This is a genomic window from Antarctobacter sediminis (assembly GCF_019218285.1).
GTDB lineage: Bacteria > Pseudomonadota > Alphaproteobacteria > Rhodobacterales > Rhodobacteraceae > Antarctobacter > Antarctobacter sediminis.
This window is the reverse complement of record NZ_JAHUZG010000009.1, coordinates 1-15,681: the sequence shown is the minus strand read 5'-3', so window position 1 is coordinate 15,681 and position 15,681 is coordinate 1. Positions and strand designations below refer to the sequence as shown.

General features: G+C 62.6%; 16 protein-coding genes. 2 read left to right on the top strand and 14 right to left on the bottom strand.

The genetic code is table 11. The features are described from left to right. Positions 1-3: 3 nt before the first annotated feature. The 14 genes from KJP30_RS23725 to KJP30_RS23660 all read right to left on the bottom strand — a co-directional run bounded on the left by KJP30_RS23725 (position 4) and on the right by KJP30_RS23660 (position 13,851). Positions 4-1,188 carry a thiolase family protein gene (locus tag KJP30_RS23725; RefSeq protein WP_218452031.1) on the bottom strand — a complete coding sequence of 395 codons (1,185 nt, stop codon included), beginning with the start codon at positions 1,186-1,188 and terminating at the stop codon, positions 4-6. Positions 1,189-1,263: 75 nt separating this feature from the next. Next, the gene (locus tag KJP30_RS23720; RefSeq protein ID WP_218452030.1) at positions 1,264-1,815 is read right to left on the bottom strand and encodes a MerR family transcriptional regulator; all 552 of its coding nucleotides are present in this window, start codon (positions 1,813-1,815) and stop codon (positions 1,264-1,266) included. A 49-nt stretch (positions 1,816-1,864) separates the two neighbouring features. Further along, positions 1,865-3,031: an ABC transporter substrate-binding protein gene (locus KJP30_RS23715; RefSeq protein ID WP_218452029.1), complete on the bottom strand. Its 1,167-nt coding sequence runs from the start codon at positions 3,029-3,031 to the stop codon at positions 1,865-1,867. Between the two features lie 45 nt (positions 3,032-3,076). Beyond that, positions 3,077-4,933, bottom strand: a complete 1,857-nt coding sequence (locus KJP30_RS23710; protein ID WP_218452028.1) for an AMP-dependent synthetase/ligase — start codon at positions 4,931-4,933, stop codon at positions 3,077-3,079. A gap of 7 nt (positions 4,934-4,940) precedes the next feature. After that, a complete protein-coding gene (locus KJP30_RS23705; protein WP_218452027.1) occupies positions 4,941-5,714 on the bottom strand; it encodes an ABC transporter ATP-binding protein in 774 nt (257 codons plus the stop codon). Then, positions 5,707-6,474, bottom strand: coding sequence for an ABC transporter ATP-binding protein (locus tag KJP30_RS23700; RefSeq protein WP_218452026.1), 768 nt, complete (start codon positions 6,472-6,474; stop codon positions 5,707-5,709). The genes KJP30_RS23705 and KJP30_RS23700 overlap by 8 nt, the downstream gene beginning before the upstream one ends. Beyond that, positions 6,471-7,547: a branched-chain amino acid ABC transporter permease gene (locus KJP30_RS23695; protein ID WP_218452025.1), complete on the bottom strand. Its 1,077-nt coding sequence runs from the start codon at positions 7,545-7,547 to the stop codon at positions 6,471-6,473. The genes KJP30_RS23700 and KJP30_RS23695 overlap by 4 nt, the downstream gene beginning before the upstream one ends. Positions 7,548-7,550: 3 nt before the next feature. Further along, positions 7,551-8,420, bottom strand: coding sequence for a branched-chain amino acid ABC transporter permease (locus KJP30_RS23690; RefSeq protein ID WP_218452024.1), 870 nt, complete (start codon positions 8,418-8,420; stop codon positions 7,551-7,553). 116 nt (positions 8,421-8,536) lie between these two features. After that, the gene (locus tag KJP30_RS23685) at positions 8,537-9,697 is read right to left on the bottom strand and encodes an acyl-CoA dehydrogenase family protein (RefSeq protein ID WP_218452023.1); all 1,161 of its coding nucleotides are present in this window, start codon (positions 9,695-9,697) and stop codon (positions 8,537-8,539) included. Position 9,698: 1 nt separating this feature from the next. Continuing rightward, positions 9,699-10,628: a methylmalonyl Co-A mutase-associated GTPase MeaB gene (gene meaB / locus KJP30_RS23680; RefSeq protein WP_218452022.1), complete on the bottom strand. Its 930-nt coding sequence runs from the start codon at positions 10,626-10,628 to the stop codon at positions 9,699-9,701. A 6-nt stretch (positions 10,629-10,634) separates the two neighbouring features. Beyond that, a complete protein-coding gene (locus KJP30_RS23675) occupies positions 10,635-12,293 on the bottom strand; it encodes an acyl-CoA mutase large subunit family protein (RefSeq protein WP_281421460.1) in 1,659 nt (552 codons plus the stop codon). Continuing rightward, positions 12,293-12,718, bottom strand: coding sequence for a cobalamin B12-binding domain-containing protein (locus KJP30_RS23670; protein ID WP_218452020.1), 426 nt, complete (start codon positions 12,716-12,718; stop codon positions 12,293-12,295). The genes KJP30_RS23675 and KJP30_RS23670 overlap by 1 nt, the downstream gene beginning before the upstream one ends. After that, entirely contained in the window at positions 12,718-13,308 is a 591-nt protein-coding gene (locus KJP30_RS23665) for a TetR/AcrR family transcriptional regulator (protein ID WP_218452019.1), read from the bottom strand. The genes KJP30_RS23670 and KJP30_RS23665 overlap by 1 nt, the downstream gene beginning before the upstream one ends. A 117-nt stretch (positions 13,309-13,425) precedes the next feature. Then, a complete protein-coding gene (locus tag KJP30_RS23660; RefSeq protein WP_218452018.1) occupies positions 13,426-13,851 on the bottom strand; it encodes an Lrp/AsnC family transcriptional regulator in 426 nt (141 codons plus the stop codon). Between the two features lie 127 nt (positions 13,852-13,978). Between KJP30_RS23660 and ctlX the strand changes: the two genes are divergently transcribed. Next, on the top strand, positions 13,979-14,917 hold the full coding sequence (ctlX, locus tag KJP30_RS23655) for a citrulline utilization hydrolase CtlX (protein ID WP_218452017.1): 939 nt from the start codon (positions 13,979-13,981) through the stop codon (positions 14,915-14,917). A 10-nt stretch (positions 14,918-14,927) separates the two neighbouring features. Next, positions 14,928-15,681, top strand: a 754-nt coding sequence (gene ocd / locus KJP30_RS23650; RefSeq protein ID WP_218452016.1) for an ornithine cyclodeaminase, incomplete at its 3' end; no start/stop codon positions are given.

Below are 15,681 nucleotides of genomic sequence, written 5' to 3'. Positions count from 1 at the left end.
GTCTCAGCCCGCACGTTCGATCAGCACGGCCATGCCCTGCCCCGCGCCAAGACACATCGAGATGATCGCATAGCGCCCGCCGGTGTCATCAAGATGGTCGAAAGCCGTCAGCGTCATGCGCACGCCGGTTGCGCCGGGCGGGTGGCCGATGGAAATGCCGCCGCCGTAAAGGTTGGTCCGGTCACGCGGGATGTTCAGCATCCGTTCGGCGTGCAGGTTCACGACGGCAAAGGCTTCGTTGATCTCGAAATAGTCGATGTCGTCCACGGTCATACCGCGCCGTTTCAGCAGCCGGTCGATGGCGGGCACCGGACCACAGCCCATGATGCGCGGCGGCACACCGACGATTTCCCAGTCTACCAGCCGCGCGCGCGGGGTGAGCCCGTTGGCGCGGGCCGCATCGCTGTTGCAGACCAAAAGGAAGGCCGCGCCGTCGGTCAGACCGCTGGAATTGCCAGCCGTGACCTGCCCGCCCGCGCGGAACGCCGGTTTCAGCGTCGCCAGCTTGTCGCGGGTGATCTGGGGGCGGGGAAATTCGTCCGTTTCGAACAGCCGCGTGCCCTTTTTCTCGGGCACGTCGATGGGCGCAATCTGGCGGGCCAGAAAACCAGAGCTGATCGCGGCGCCGGCGCGCTGCTGCGAAGTCAGCGCATAGTCGTCCATGTCTTGGCGCAGATAGCCGTAATCCTCGGTCAGGTTTTCGGCGGTTTCGCCCATCAGCGACAGGTCGAACGGGTCGCGGTAGGCGTAGTCGATCATGTCGAGCACCTCTCCGGCACCCCGCTTCATGCCCCAGCGGCCACCGGTCAGCACGTAGGGCACGCGCGAGGCGTTTTCATAGCCTCCCGCCAGCGCAAGGCGGCTGTGCCCCGAGATGATCTGTTCGGCGGCAGAAACAATGGCCTGTGTGCCCGACCCGCAGGCGCGCGACACGTTCAGCGCGCAACTGTCCTCGCGCATTCCGGCCCCCAGCGCCGTCACCCGCGACGAAAACAGCCCGCCCTGCCCCACGGGAATGACATTCCCGCAGACGAGGTGATCGACCTTCTCAGCGTCCAGGGCATTGGCGGCCAGCGTCGCGCGGGCGGCATGAATTGCCAGATCCGTGCCTTCTATGTCCTTGAGAGATTTTCCAAAATCTCCGAAGGGTGTCCGTTTTCCGGCACAAAGAAAGATGTCTTGGGTCATGGGATGCCCAACTCCTGGTCTTGTGAAACTGATGATGCTGTGCCCGTCCGGGCCGGGTCTGTCAGACCGGGCGGATCAACCGTCCGGTTCGGTCCCGGCCGGCTTGGCGTCTTTGGGCTTGCGTCCGGTGCGGGCGCGGGCCGGGGCCTCTGCCGTGCGGTCGAGCTCTTCGAATTCTTCCTGAGTCACGCCGTTTTCCTGCAACCGTTCGACGGCGAATGTCAGGATCTGGTCCAGCCCGCGGATTCCTTCGTCCAGCGCGGCGCGCCGTTTCTGGAAATCTTCGAGAAAGCCGTAGGTGTAGCGATACAGGGTCTTGATCGCGTCCAGTTCGTCGGCGCTGGCGTCATAGGCTTCGAGGTATTTGCCGATCTGGTGCAGGGACAGGCCGATCTGCTGGCTCGACCGGACGATGATCCGGATCCGCCCCCGATCGGCACGGGTAAAGACCCGCTGCCCGCCCAGCCTCGCCGGTTTGATCAGGCCTTTTTCTTCGTAGAACCGAATGGTCTTTTCACTGACGCCGACCTGTTCGGCGATTTCCGAGATCGTGAACAGGTCCGGTTCCGCCGAAGCGGTCTGGCCTTCGAATTCCTGACCGATGGTACGGACGCGGGGTGCGGTCATTGCGGGCTCCATGTATCGTTGCGCCCGGCCGGGACCGGGCGCCTGTCACTCAAAACGGAAGTTCTTCCTTTATAACGACCCATTCGCCGTTCTGCACCTGTGACAGGATCAGGCTGTCCATGCCGCTGCGCTTGGTCTTGCTGTACGAGATATTGGGGCCGTCAAAGATATCGCGATAGTCGGAAATCCCGTTGAACGCCTGCATGAAGCTTTCCGCCGTCACATCCGGACCCGCCGCCTTGAGCGCAGTCACCACGAGGTCGGCCATGACATAGCCGATCTGCGCCTGCGGGTTCGGCTCCTGCCCGAATTCCGCGACGTAGCGGGTGTACCAGTCGTGCACGGCTGGGGCGGTTTCCCGGGCGGCCTCGAAATCCGGCAGGGCAAAAGGCGCGGCCACGTACAATCCGTCCATCTCGGGCGTTTCCGCGATCAGCGGGATCAGCGGCACCATGTTCCCGATCACCGGCACGTCCCAGCCCGCCTCGCGCACGGCGGTGTACATTTGCAACGTGTCCCGGACGAAAGTGCCCAGCACAAGGATCTCACAGCCCGAATTCTTGAGGCTGGTCACCGAACCGGTGAATTCGGTTTCGGCGGTGCGGTGGCGTCCGACGGCGGTGACCTCAAGGCCCAGATCCCTGACCGCCGCGTCAAAGCCAAGTTCGACCTCGGCGCCGAAATCGGTGGCCTGGGTTTGCAGGCAGACCTTTTTCTTGCCGGTCGCTTCGACGAGGTATTTCATCCCGCCGACGGTCTGGTCGCGGTAGCTGGTCAGATAGCCGATGGTCAGCGGGTTGGCCGGTTCGAACATCGACAGCGCCGCGGTCAGCGGAAAGACGTTGGGAACGCCCGCTGCAAGCTGTTTCGGCATGGTGGCGTTATTGTGCGGCGTGCCGACATTGGCCACCATGGCGAAAACCTTGTCTCGGTTCACAAGGCGGTTGGCGGCACGGACGGCCAGCGGCACCTGATACTGCATGTCCTCGACAAGGAAGGTGATCTTGCGGCCGTGAATGCCGCCTTCGGCGTTCACCTCGTCATAGCGCATGCGCTGGCCGTTGGTGGCCGCGACGCCCCAGACTGCAACCGGCCCGGACAGGTCCGAATACGATCCTATACGGATTTCCGTATCGGTCACACCCTGCGTATCGGCCAGCGCGGCCCCGCCAAGGCAAAGCGCAAGCGCGGCGGCCTGAAGTGTTCTGCGTGTCATTCTGGTCTCCTCCCTGAATATCTGTCGGCATGGCTGGCCGTCGGTTTACGCGCCGTACATCTGGTCGATCAGCGCGCTGTATTTCTCGCTGACGAAGCTGCGCTTGAGCTTCATCGTGGGCGTCAGTTCCTCATCCTCGGCGGTCAGCAGCACGTCGATCAGGCGGAACTTCTTGATCTGCTCCACCGGCGAGAACCGCGTGTTTACCTTGGCGATCTCGCCGTCGATCAGATCGACGATCTCGGGCCGCGCACAAAGTGAACGGTAGTCGGTGAAGGGGATGGCGTTCATCTGGGCGAAATGTTCGACGTTTTCCTTGTCGATCATGATGAGCACCGTCAGGTACTTGCGCTTGTCGCCCACCACCACGCTGTCCGAAATGTAGGGCGAGAATTTCAGCTCGTTCTCGATCTGGCTGGGGGTGATGTTCTTGCCGCCCGCGGTGATAATGATGTCCTTGATCCGGTCGGTGATCCGCAGGCTGCCATCCTCGTCCAGCTGGCCCACATCGCCGGTGTGAATCCAGCCGTCCACAAGCGTTTCGGCGGTTTTCTCGGGCAGGTTCAGGTAGCCGGTGAACCCGCCGTCCGAGCGGATCAGGATTTCGCCGCTTTCGGCCAGCTTGAGGCTGACACCGGGCACGGCGGGGCCGACGGTGCCCGGTTTGAACGTGCCCGCGCGGGTCAGCGTGGCGATCCCCATCTCGGTCTGGCCATAGACCTCGACGATGGGCAGGCCGAGGCTGAGATACCAGCGCAGCAGGCTTTCCGAAATCGGTGCCGCCCCCGAGGCAAGGAACTGTGCCCGGTCCAGCCCGATCAACTGCTTGATGTTGTGGAACACCAACCGGTCGGCCAGCGCGAACCCCAGCCTGTCCAGCGGTGAAAGCGGCTGACCCGCGATCAGCTTGTCCGCGCGCCGTTCGCCCAGCTTGCGGGCCAGCCCATAGACAGTCTTGCCGATCCATGTGGCCTCGCTCATCAGCGTGTTGATCCGGGAATAGGATTTCTCCCAGATGCGGGGCACGCCGAAAACCACCGTCGGCGACAGTTCCTTGAGGTTCTGAGGCACCGAGTCCGGGGATTCGGCAAAGTTGATGGTCGCCCCCGTCGCCAGCGGCATGCAAAGCGAAAACAGCCGTTCCGCCACATGGCACAGCGGCAGGTAGGTCAACAGTTCGTCATCCGGCCCGATGCGGAAATGATCCGGGGCCAGCGTCATCTGAAAGACCAGCGCCCGCTGCGGGATCATCGCCCCCTTGGGCCGCCCGGTGGTGCCGGACGTGTAGCAAAGGATGCCAAGATCGTCGGGCGAGGTGTCCGCAACGATCTTTTCGATCTCGCCCGGATGTTCGCGCCAGGCCAGCCCGCCGGTTTCATACAGGTGTTCGATGGGCTGGATGCGGTCGTCCCGAAAGGTACGCAGGCCTTTGTCATCGAAGAAGAACACGGCTTCGACGCCGGGCACCTCGTCGCGGATCTCGATGTATTTGTCGAGTTGTTCCTCGCCCTCGACGAACAGCACGCGGGTGCCGCTGTCGGACAGGACATAAGACAATTGCGCGGGCTGGTAGGTGGGATAGATGCCGTTGACGGTGCCACCAGCCAGCATCACGCCCATATCGGCCCAGACCCATTCCTTGCAGTCCTCGGACAGGATCGAAACCACATCGCCTTTGTTCAGGCCCAGTTTGCGCAGCCCATGGGCAATGCGCATGGCCCGGTCGTGAAAATCCTTCCAAGAATAGGTCTGCCAGAGGCCAAAGTCCTTTTCGCGCATGGCGATGCGGTCGCCACGCTCGGCCGCTTTTTTCAGGAACAGCTTTGGCACCGTGTCGCAGCCGTCGATCCTGTGAACCTTGGGGTCAAACGCGCTGCCGTCAATCGAGGATATCTGGTTCATCTCACGCCTACCTCCAGGTTTTCTGCTTTTTCCAGCGGCGGTTTTCCCGCGCGCCCTGTTCCTTTTGGCCGAGGTAGAATTCCTTGATGTCCTGACTTTGCAGCAGGTCCCGGGATCGGCCGTCCATGACCACGCCGCCGACCTCCATCACGTAGGCGCGGCGCGAAACCTGAAGCGCCACGTTGGCGTTCTGCTCGACCAGCAGGATGGTCATGCCGTCCTCGTCGTTCAGCCGTTTGACGATTCCAAAGATTTCTTCGACCAGCTTGGGTGACAGCCCAAGGCTGGGTTCGTCGAGGATCATCAGGCGCGGGCGGGACATGTATCCGCGCCCGATCGCCAGCATCTGTTGCTGACCGCCGGACAGGTATCCCGCCATCTTTGCCTCGTAGGTGCGCAGCACCGGGAAGAACTCAAAGACCTTTTCAAGGTCCTCGGCGACGGCCCGGCGGTCGCGACGCCGGAAAGCCCCCATGGCAAGGTTTTCGCGGACGCTGAGAAAGGGAAAGACCTCGCGTCCCTCGGGCACATGGGCCACGCCCTGCGCGGCAACCCAGTCGGGATCGCGTCCCTGAATTTCCTGCCCTTCCAGCAGGACCCGCCCCTTGCGGGTGTCCAGCGCGCCCGAGATGGATTTCATCAGCGTGGTCTTGCCCGCGCCATTGGCACCCAGAACGGCGACCATCTCGCCCGGTTCAACCGACAGGCTGACACCGCGGATCGCCATGATCGGGCCATAGTAGGTTTCGAGGTTGCGCACCTCCAGCAAAGGGTCAGGCATTGGCTCCTCCAAGGTAGGCGGCCTGCACCGTGGGGTCGGATTGCACCTCGGCCGCCGTGCCAAGCGCGAGAGGCGCGCCGTTGTTCAGCGCCAGCACTCTGTCGGCCATGCGGTTGACCAGCGACATGTCGTGTTCGACCATCATCATGGTGATGCCCAGATCGTCGCGGATGTCCTCCAGCCAAAAGGCCAGATCGTCGGTTTCCTCGTTGTTCAGACCCGAGGCCGGTTCATCCAGCAGCAACAGCGAAGGTTCGGAGCACAGGGCGCGGGCGATCTCGACGTTCTTGCGCGCGCCATAGGGCAGGTCGCGGATGCGTTCATCGCGCAGATGGGACATGTCGAGCAGATCGATCACGCCCTCGACCGCCATGCGGTGTTCGCGTTCCTCGGCGCGGACCTTTCCGGGAAAGATCATCTCGGCCAGCAGGTTGCGGCGGGTGTGGCGATGACGCCCGACCAGCAGGTTTTGCAGCACGGTCGCGTTTTCGAACAATTCGATGTTCTGAAAGGTCCGTGCGATGCCGAAATCCACCACGCGGTGCGGTTCGGCGGCCAGCAGGTCATGCGCCCCATAGCGCAGCGTGCCTCCGGAAGGGGTGTAGATCCGGCTGAGCAGGTTGAAGATCGTCGATTTGCCCGCGCCGTTGGGGCCGATGATGGCAAAGATCTCGCCCGGTTCGACCATGAAGGACACGCCGTCCACGGCCCGCACGCCACCGAATTCGACGGACAGGTTTTCAACTTCAAGCCGGTTCATCGCATCCGCTCCGTCTTGAGATAGCTTTTCTGCCGCACGAAGCTCGCGCGCTTGTAGTAGGGGAAGGTTTCAAGAAAGAGCCGGAACTTGTGCCAGCGGCCAGCCATGCCTTCGGGTGCATAGATCAGCACCAGCACGATCACGACGCCGAACAGCAGCGGCTCCAGCCCGGCCTGATTGGCGATGCCGTCGGGCAGCGCGCTGCGCAACAGGCTGATTCCGAAGGGCAGTGCGGTGATAAAGATCGCCCCCAGAACCGCCCCCAGCAACGAACCCATGCCGCCCACCACAACCATCAACAGCAGGCGCAGCGATTCATTGATGCCAAAGGTTTCGGGCGAGAGGTAAAACAGGTGATGCGCCATCAGCACCCCGGCCAGCCCGGTGATGGCCGCGCTCAGACCAAAGGCCTTGATCTTGTGCCAGGCGACATTCACCCCCAGCGACCGCGCCGAAAGTTCCGAGTCGCGGATCGCCTGAAAGGCCCGCCCGGTTGGTCCGCGCATCAGGTTCGCGACAGCCAGCAGAACGAAAACGGTGATGACAAGGTCAAGGTAATACTGTTGCGCCGGGTCGGTCAGGTACAGGCCAAGGATCTGAATGTCGGGCACCGCGATCCCGGCATGGCCGCCGGTCACATGTTCCCATTCGCCGATCATGGTTTCGACCAGCACGGCGAAGACCAGCGTCGCAATGGCAAGGTAGAACCCGTGCATTCGCGACGCCGACCGGCCAAGGATCAGGCCCGCAATCCCGGCCAGTGCAACCGACAGCGCCAGCGACACAAGAAAGGGCAGCCCCATGGTCAGGAACACGGCATGCCCATAGGCACCGATGCCCAGAAAGGCCGAGTGACCAAAGCTGACCTGCCCGGTAAACCCCACCAGCAGCATCAGGCCGACCCCGGCCACGATGTAGACAAACAGCATCCCGATTTCGGTCAGGTAATAGGGATCGACCAGCAGGGGCAGGAGGGCAGCGGCCAGAAGGGCCAGCCCGACGCGGATCTTCTCTCCGCGTTTGGGCAGGTGGTCGATGTCCTGATCATAGCTGGTTTTGAACAAAACCTGCATGGCTCACACCTTTTTCTGGAAGGTCTGGACGATCAGGCCCTCGGGTTTGATGAAGAGGACCACAAGCATCAGGATGTAGGCAGAGACGCCCTTGATCGCGGGCAGGAAGTAGTCGGCAAAGGGTTCGGCCACGCCGATCAGCAGGCAGCCCAGCAAGGCCCCGGGGATCGACCCAAAACCGCCGATCACCGACCCGGCCAGCGCCTTGAGCCCCAGCGCGCCGATCTGCGTGTCGACCTGCGTCAGCGGGGCATTGAAGACGCCCGCCAGCGCCGCGATCATCGCGCCGATGGCCCAGACGATCGAAACCAGACGTTTGACAGGGATGCCCATGTAGTAGGCGGCCAACTGGTTCTGGCTGGCGGCCTGCATGGCAACGCCCAGACGTGAGCGGGCAAAGAAAAAGAACAGCCCGGCGCACATGACCACGGTCAGGACGATGATCGCGATCCTGTCGCTGCGGATTGACACTGATCCCATGTCAAAGCTGCCCGAGAAGGGCGTACTCAGCGACAGCAGGTCCCAGCCCCAGATCATCCCGGCGATGGACCGAAAGATAAAGCCGAAGGCGACCGTCAGGATAAAGACGCTGGTCTGGCTTTGCCCGATGATCCGGCGCATGACCACCGCGTCCAGCAGATAGCCCACGGTTCCCACCGCAAGCACCGCGCAGATCAAGCCGGGCCAGAAGCCGAACAGGCTGGTCAAGGTGATGGCCGCAAAGGCGCCCAGCATCATGAATTCGCCATGTGCAAAGTTGACCACCTCGGTGGCCTTGTAGATCAGCACGAAACCCAGTGCGATCAGGCCATAGGCGCAGCCCTGGCTGGCGCCGGTCACGAACAAGGTCGTGTAGTCCTGCAGTGAAAGCATTCCCCTCCCCTTCTCTGCTTTATCCCTGAGAAGCCTCTATTATAAAGGAATCTGTGGGCAAAAATTTTTGGACACCCCCCCGCCCGGCACCTCCCATGCCGGCGGCGCGTGTCCTGTCACTGATCCAGTGATCGTGAAATCAGCTCCAGCATGATTTCGGATGTGCCGCCATAGATCCGCTGGACCCGGGCGTTGGTGTAGAACTGGCTGATCGGATATTCGGTCATATAGCCATATCCGCCATGCAGTTGCAGGCAGGTGTCGATGACCTCTCCCTGTGCCTCGGTCGCCCATAGCTTGGCGATCGAGGCCGTTGCGGCATCCAGGTCGCCTGCGAGGTACTGGGCCATGCATTTGTCGACAAAGGCGCGGGTGACCTCCAGCTTGACCTTGCAGCGGGCCAGGGCAAAGCGCGTGTTCTGGAAATCCATGATGCGTTTGCCAAAGGCCTGACGCTCGGCAACATAGGTTCGGGTCAGGTCCAGCGCGCCTTCGATGGCACCCAGCGACCAATAGGCAATCAACAGACGTTCCCAGGGCAGTTCCTGCATCAACTGCGAAAAGCCCCGGCCTTCGACCCCGCCAAGGATGTTGGCCGCAGGCACCCGCACCGCGTCAAATCGCAGTTCCGAGGTGTCCTGCGCCTTCATCCCGATCTTGTCGAGGTTCGCGCCGCGCACCACCGCGCCGATCTGTTCCGGCTCGACCGCCACCAACGAGATGTCGCGGGCAGAGCCGGTGTCGCCGGTCCGGGCCACCACCAGCATGAAATTCGAGGTCTGCCCGTTGCTGATAAAGATCTTGGACCCGTCCAGCACAAGGTCGTTGCCGTCCCGCACCGCACGTGTGCGAATGCCTTTCAGGTCGGACCCTGCGCCCGGTTCGCTCATCACGATCGAGGGGATCGCCTCGCCCGTGGCCAGCATTGGCAACCATTTGGCCTTTTGCTCGGGGGTGCCGTGCATCACCACGTAGTTCTTGACGATGCTCTGAACGATAAAACCCCAGCCAAGCGCGTTCACCCGGCCCTGTTCCATGCAGATCAGCGCGTCGATGCCGCTGCTGTTGGCGCTTTCGGCGTCCAGACCGCCATATTCGGCGGGGATGCCGCCGCCCAGCAGGCCCATCGCGCCGGCGCGGGTCCACAGGGACGGTTCCACTTGTCCTGCCTGTTCCCAGCGGGGTTCGTTGGGCAGGATCTCATCGGCAAAGAAACGGCGGATGGTCTCGCTGAACATCAGGTGCTCATCGGTCATCCAAGAGGTGTCGAGAGGCATGTCAGGTCTCCGTTTCTGCCGTCAGGGTGGCCAGCGATTGCCGCAGCACCCGTTCGATATCGGTTTGATCCAGTTCGGCCAGCCCGTCTTCGGGAATCCCGGCTGAAATACGGCTGGCCAGTTCCAGCGCGGCCAGCGCCAGCCTGCGCGAGTTGCGCTTGGCCCGGCGGTCGGCGCGGGCTTGGGTTACGCGGCTGTCCAGAACGGCCCGCAGGTCATCCACGCCTGCGCCGGTCGAGGCCGCCACGCGCAGCACCGGAATGTCCTGCCGGTCGCTGGCCCGCAGCGCCAGCATCGCTTCGAGGTGCTTGGCAGTCTGTTCGGCCTCCGGGCGGTCGGCCTTGTTGACGACCAGCACGTCGGCGATTTCGAGGATGCCGGCCTTGATGGCCTGCAATTCGTCGCCCAGACCCGGGGCCGAAATGACAACGCTCTGGTCCGCGACCTGCGTGATTTCGGTTTCCGACTGGCCCGCGCCGACGGTTTCGATCAGGATCAAGGGCCAGCCCGCGGCATCTATCACGTCGGCCATGTCATGCGCCGCAAGGCACAGTCCGCCCAGATGCCCGCGCGCCGAAACCGAGCGGATGAAAACACCGTCATCCAGACTGTGCGCACCCATGCGCGTGCGGTCGCCCAGAACCGCCCCGCCCGAGACCGGGCTGACCGGGTCGATGGCCAGCACCGCCACCGGCTGACCTGTCTTGCGCCATTCGCGGATCAGCGCGTCGACAAGTGTGGACTTTCCCGCGCCCGGCGGGCCGGTAAAGCCGATGATCCGGGCCTTGCCGGTATCGGCCTCCAGCAGGCGCAACAGCGCCTTGCCCTCTTCCCCGCCGTTTTCGGCGATGGTCAGCGCGCGGCCAAGCGCCATGGGGTCACCTTGCCGGACCTTTTGCGCCAATCGTTCGATGCGCGATGTCTCTGCCATGGACATTCAGGCCACCATCTGCGGATGGCCAAAGCCAAGCTCGCGTCGCAGGCAGGCGATGATTTCGCCATGGGTGACACCGACCAGCGCCGCGTCGACCACCTTTTGATAGGCATTTTCGGTGCCGGTTGCCGCGCGGGCCAGATCCTCCAGCGCCTTGCGCACAACGTCCTGATCGCGACCTGCCTTGAAGGCGCGGAACTGGGCCACCTGCGCCTCCATCGCGGCGCGGTTTGGGCGGTAGGTGTCGACCTCTTGCTGTTCCGTGTCGGCCTGATAGCAGTTCACGCCGACGACCTTTTCGCCCCCCGTTTCGATGCGGTTCTGATATTCAAAGGCGGATTTTCCGATCATGCGCTGGACGATGCCGGCATCGACGGCCTTGTACATGCCGCCTGCCTGTTCGATCACGTCCATGACCTCGAGGATCTTTTCCTCCATCTGGTTGGTCAGCGCCTCGACATAGTACGAACCCCCCAGCGGGTCGATGACGTCACACAGATGTGCCTCTTCGCGCAGGATGTTCTGCGTGGCGACGGCGATCCGGGCGGAGTCTTCGGTCGGGCAGGCCAGCGCCTCGTCGAAACCGTCGGTGTGCATCGACTGCAACCCGCCAAAGATCCCGGCGATGGCCTGAGCCGTCACCCGCGCAATATTGTTGAGCGGTTGCTGTTGGGTCAGGTCGACGCCAGAGGTCTGGCCGTGGAACTTGAACCGCCACGACCGGGGATCCTTGGCTCCGAAACGGTCGCGTGTGATCCGCGCCCAGATGCGCCGCCCGGCGCGGAACTTGGCCACCTCTTCAAAGACGCTGATCGAGATGTCGAAGAAATAGGTAAAGCGGGGCAGGATATTGTCGGGGTCCATGCCCGCGTTGATGCAATCCTCGGCGTATTGGATCGCCGTCGACAGGGTCAGCCCCATGGTTTCGGCCGGGGTCGCGCCCGCCTGCTGCATATGCTGGCCCACCACCGATACGGGGTTCCAGTTGGGCACGTTCTCGCGGCAGAACTTGACGTGATCCACGAACATCCGCCGCGCGCCCGGCTGGCTGAGGCGATAGAACATGTGATTGGCAACGTAGTGCGAGATATAGTCGGACTGGTTCGCCGTGCCGGTGATCTTGTCAAAGGGGATGCCGCGCCGCTGTGCCACGCCCAAGAGAAAGGCGAACAGCGTGAAGGGTGTGGGATCGTTCATCGCGGTCGAGATCCGGTCAATCGGCACGCCGTCCAGCGCGGCTTCCATGTGATCGACCGTGTTGATGACCGTGCCGCAGGTGCCCAACAGCGGCACCGGGCTTTCATCGCAGTCGATGCCGCGAAACCCCGAGTTGCAGGGCAGCAGGCTGATGGCCGAAGCCCCCTGCTGAAGAAGCATCTGTACCCGCGCATTGTAATCCTGCGGCGTGCCCAGCCCGATCAGCTGGCGCTGGGTCCATGTCCGGCCCCGGTGCATCGTGTTGTAGATGCCGCGCGTATAGGGGGCCTCGCCGGGCATGCCCAAATCCGCCTGATAGCGGTCTTCGGACCAGTCCAGCGGCGTGTAAAGCGGCTGAACCTCGATGCCAGACCGGTTCACCACGGTCCGGTCCTGCCCGATCTCGCGGTCATACCGTTCAGACCAATTGTCGAACGCGGTCTTCAGCTTGGGATCGGTGGTCATCATGCCATCTCCGCTTCTTCGCGGGCGGTGCGGGCCTCGGCGGCCAGTCCGCGCACGGTGTCGACGATTTCCTGACTGGTCGCGCCGGGGTTGAAGATCGCGCTGACGCCCGCCGCGATCAGGTCGGGTTGTTCGTTTTGCGGAATGATGCCACCCACGATGACGCGCACATGGCCCAGACCGGAGGCTCGCAGCGCCTCCATCAGGTCGGGCAGGATCAGGTGATCGGTCGCCAGAGAGCTGACGCCCACCACATCCACGTCCTCTTGCATGGCCAGCTTCACCACGGCTGCGATTTCCTGCCATGGCGGGGTATAGATCACCTCCATCCCGGCATCGCGCAGATAGGCTGCAACCACACGGCTGCCGCGGTCATGACCGTCAAATCCGATCTTCGTGACCAGAACTCGTTCCGGGTATCCCATTATTCAGATCCTTTTGACTGGATGAGAGCCGGGCATCTTGCAAAGCGCACCAGCTCGCGGGCGATGTCCGCAGGGGTGGACCCGCCGGGCTTGTGCCAAAGCGGCACGTGGTTGACCGCGCCGATCAGGAACAGCCGCAACAGGCGGCGATCGACGTCAACAGGCAGCGGCAAAGCCTCTACCAGGTCGCGCAGAACGGTTTCGTAGCGGTTCCGCAGGTCGATCAGGTCCTGCTCGGCCGAGGGGACGGTGCCGGGCAGGATGCGGATGATCACGCTGGCATAGGCGGTTGGTTCGATGATCATCTCGATATGGGTGGCCAACGTCTTTTCCAGACGGGTCCAGGGGTCGTCCGTCGCGTTCTGGGCTTCGGTCACGCGGTCGGTCAGACGTTTGACGCCTTCATCGTAGACCGCGACCAGAAGCGCCTCCTTGTTGGCGTAGTGGTAATAGATCGACCCGGGCAGCATCCCGCAGGCCTTGGCGATGTCGCGCATGGTGGTCGCCTGATAGCCGCGCGTCGAAAATAGCTCGGCCGCGCTGTCCAGAAGAATATCCAGCCGATTGTTCGAACGCGTTTCGGGTTTCATGATCGCCTCTTAGCCAAACAAGCGTTTGTTTAATTCTCTTCCAGCCCACTGTCAACGATTCCTTTATAGGGGAGGTTGTGCGCATGCCGATGCGGGCGTCCAGGTCCTGCGCCCCAGTCAGACCGAGCTGAGCAGGATCGAGGTTTCGCTGTTGGTGATGCCGGGAATTCCGCGCACTTCGCGCAGAACGCGGTCGAAATCGGCGAGGCTTTCGGCGCTGAGTTGCGCGACAAGGTCCCAATTGCCATTCGTCGAATGCAGTTGGACCAGCGCCGGAATGCCGCGCAGGCTGCGGATCACCTGAGTCGTCGACTGGCCCGAAACCTCGATCATCATGATGGCCCGCACGCTTTGCGGCCCGCTGTCTTCGCGCGCCCGAATGGTGAAACCCAGCACCGCGCCGCTGTCCAGTAGCCGGTCCAGCCGGGTCTGGACCGTGCCCCGCGACACCCCCAACAGACTGGCCAATTTGGACACCGGGGCGCGCCCATCCTCGCGGAGGATGGCAATCAGTTTGCGGTCGAGGCCATCATAGATGTGCATGCAAATCTCACAGTGGGGTTGAGCAATATGCGCAAAACTTCTGAGCATATCTTTCAGCATGGCTCTGCAATCCGTCAACACGGGCCGGTAAGTTTTGCCTGTCGTTTCGTTCAGGAAAGCCCAGCCCATGCCACGATCCTCGCTTCAGGCTCCGGCCGCGGTCGTCATGATCCGCCCGCATCATTTCACACCGAACGCGGAAACCGCCCGCGACAACCATTTTCAGACCGAGGCCGCGGCTGATGCGTCGCTCGTGGCGCGGACCGCCCATGCCGAGGTGACGCGCGCGGCCGAGACCCTGCGAGCCGCCGGTGTGTGCGTTCACCTGTTCGAGGACGAAAGCACCGAGACCCCGGATTCGGTATTTCCGAACAACTGGTTTTCCACGCATTCGGGCGGCCATGTTGCCGTCTATCCGATGTATTCGCCCAACCGCCGGGCGGAACGCCGACAGGACGTGCTGGAAAGGCTCAAACAAGACTACCGCGTGCAGGACATCATCGATTACTCGGGGCTGGAGCAGGACGGTCTTTTTCTCGAAGGCACCGGGGCCATGGTGATCGATCATCTTGAACGCGTCGCCTATGCCGCCCGGTCGAAACGGACGAGCGAGATCCTGCTGGAACGCTTTTGCACCCATTTCAACTATGAACCGGTGGTCTTTGACGCGGTCGATGCGCGGGGGCAGCCGATCTATCACACCAACGTCCTGATGTGCATCGGGACCGATTTCGCGATGGTCGGGCTGGAGTCCATCCCCGACACCGCCCGCCGCCAAGAGGTGGCCGAACGGCTGTACCGCGGCGAACGCGACATGATCGCGCTCAGCCATGAACAGATCTCCGATTTCGCCGGAAATGCGATCGAATTGCAGGGCCGCGACGGTTTTGTTCTGGCCCTGTCATCTCGCGCGTTGCGTTCATTGGATGCGCAGCAACGAAAGACACTGGAACGCCATGTGCGGCTTTTGCCACTGGAAATTCCCACCATCGAACATGCGGGCGGCTCTGTCCGTTGCATGCTTGCCGGGCTGCATCTCAGCGCCCGCACGCCCCGACCCTGCTGAAGAGGTGCCCATGTCCCCCCTCCCGTCCAAACTTGCCTATGTTCCTTTCGTCTCGGTCGAACACATGATGGCGCTTGTTCATCATATCGGCGTCGAGAAGGTGCTGAGCGACCTCGCCTCGGAAATCGAGGCTGATTTTCGCCGCTGGCCCTTGTTCGACAAGACGCCGCGCATGGCTTCGCATTCCGATGTCGGCGTGATCGAGTTGATGCCCACTTCGGACGGCGAGACCTATGGCTTCAAATATGTCAACGGTCATCCCAAGAACATGGCCGAGGGGCTGCAAACGGTGACCGCCTTTGGCCTTTTGGCGGATGTTGCCTCGGGGTATCCCAAGCTGTTGTCCGAAATGACCTTGCTGACGGCCCTGCGCACCGCTGCAACCAGCGCGATGGCCGCGCGGCATCTTGCGCCCAAGGAGGCGCGAACCATGGCGATGATCGGCAACGGTGCGCAATCAGAATTTCAATGTCTGGCCTTCAAGGCGATCTGCGGGATCGACACCGTGCGGCTGTATGACATCGACCCGGCCGCAACCGCGCGCTGCGCGGCGAACCTGAAACACAGCGGGTTGACCGTCGTGCCCTGCCGTTCGGGGCAAGAGGCGATTGAAGGGGCCCAGATCATCACAACCTGCACCGCCGACAAACAATATGCGACGATCCTGACCGACAATATGGTTGGGGCCGGTGTCCACGTGAATGCCATCGGTGGCGATTGCCCCGGCAAGACAGAGCTGCACCGGGACATCCTGATGCGCGCGT

Coding starts and splice junctions, on each gene's coding strand:
- KJP30_RS23725 (WP_218452031.1), bottom strand. CDS start 1,188: ATGACCCAAGACATCTTTCTTTGTGCCGGAAAACGGACACCCTTCGGA.
- KJP30_RS23720 (WP_218452030.1), bottom strand. CDS start 1,815: ATGACCGCACCCCGCGTCCGTACCATCGGTCAGGAATTCGAAGGCCAG.
- KJP30_RS23715 (WP_218452029.1), bottom strand. CDS start 3,031: ATGACACGCAGAACACTTCAGGCCGCCGCGCTTGCGCTTTGCCTTGGC.
- KJP30_RS23710 (WP_218452028.1), bottom strand. CDS start 4,933: ATGAACCAGATATCCTCGATTGACGGCAGCGCGTTTGACCCCAAGGTT.
- KJP30_RS23705 (WP_218452027.1), bottom strand. CDS start 5,714: ATGCCTGACCCTTTGCTGGAGGTGCGCAACCTCGAAACCTACTATGGC.
- KJP30_RS23700 (WP_218452026.1), bottom strand. CDS start 6,474: ATGAACCGGCTTGAAGTTGAAAACCTGTCCGTCGAATTCGGTGGCGTG.
- KJP30_RS23695 (WP_218452025.1), bottom strand. CDS start 7,547: ATGCAGGTTTTGTTCAAAACCAGCTATGATCAGGACATCGACCACCTG.
- KJP30_RS23690 (WP_218452024.1), bottom strand. CDS start 8,420: ATGCTTTCACTGCAGGACTACACGACCTTGTTCGTGACCGGCGCCAGC.
- KJP30_RS23685 (WP_218452023.1), bottom strand. CDS start 9,697: ATGCCTCTCGACACCTCTTGGATGACCGATGAGCACCTGATGTTCAGC.
- meaB (WP_218452022.1), bottom strand. CDS start 10,628: ATGGCAGAGACATCGCGCATCGAACGATTGGCGCAAAAGGTCCGGCAA.
- KJP30_RS23675 (WP_281421460.1), bottom strand. CDS start 12,293: ATGACCACCGATCCCAAGCTGAAGACCGCGTTCGACAATTGGTCTGAA.
- KJP30_RS23670 (WP_218452020.1), bottom strand. CDS start 12,718: ATGGGATACCCGGAACGAGTTCTGGTCACGAAGATCGGATTTGACGGT.
- KJP30_RS23665 (WP_218452019.1), bottom strand. CDS start 13,308: ATGAAACCCGAAACGCGTTCGAACAATCGGCTGGATATTCTTCTGGAC.
- KJP30_RS23660 (WP_218452018.1), bottom strand. CDS start 13,851: ATGCACATCTATGATGGCCTCGACCGCAAACTGATTGCCATCCTCCGC.
- ctlX (WP_218452017.1), top strand. CDS start 13,979: ATGCCACGATCCTCGCTTCAGGCTCCGGCCGCGGTCGTCATGATCCGC.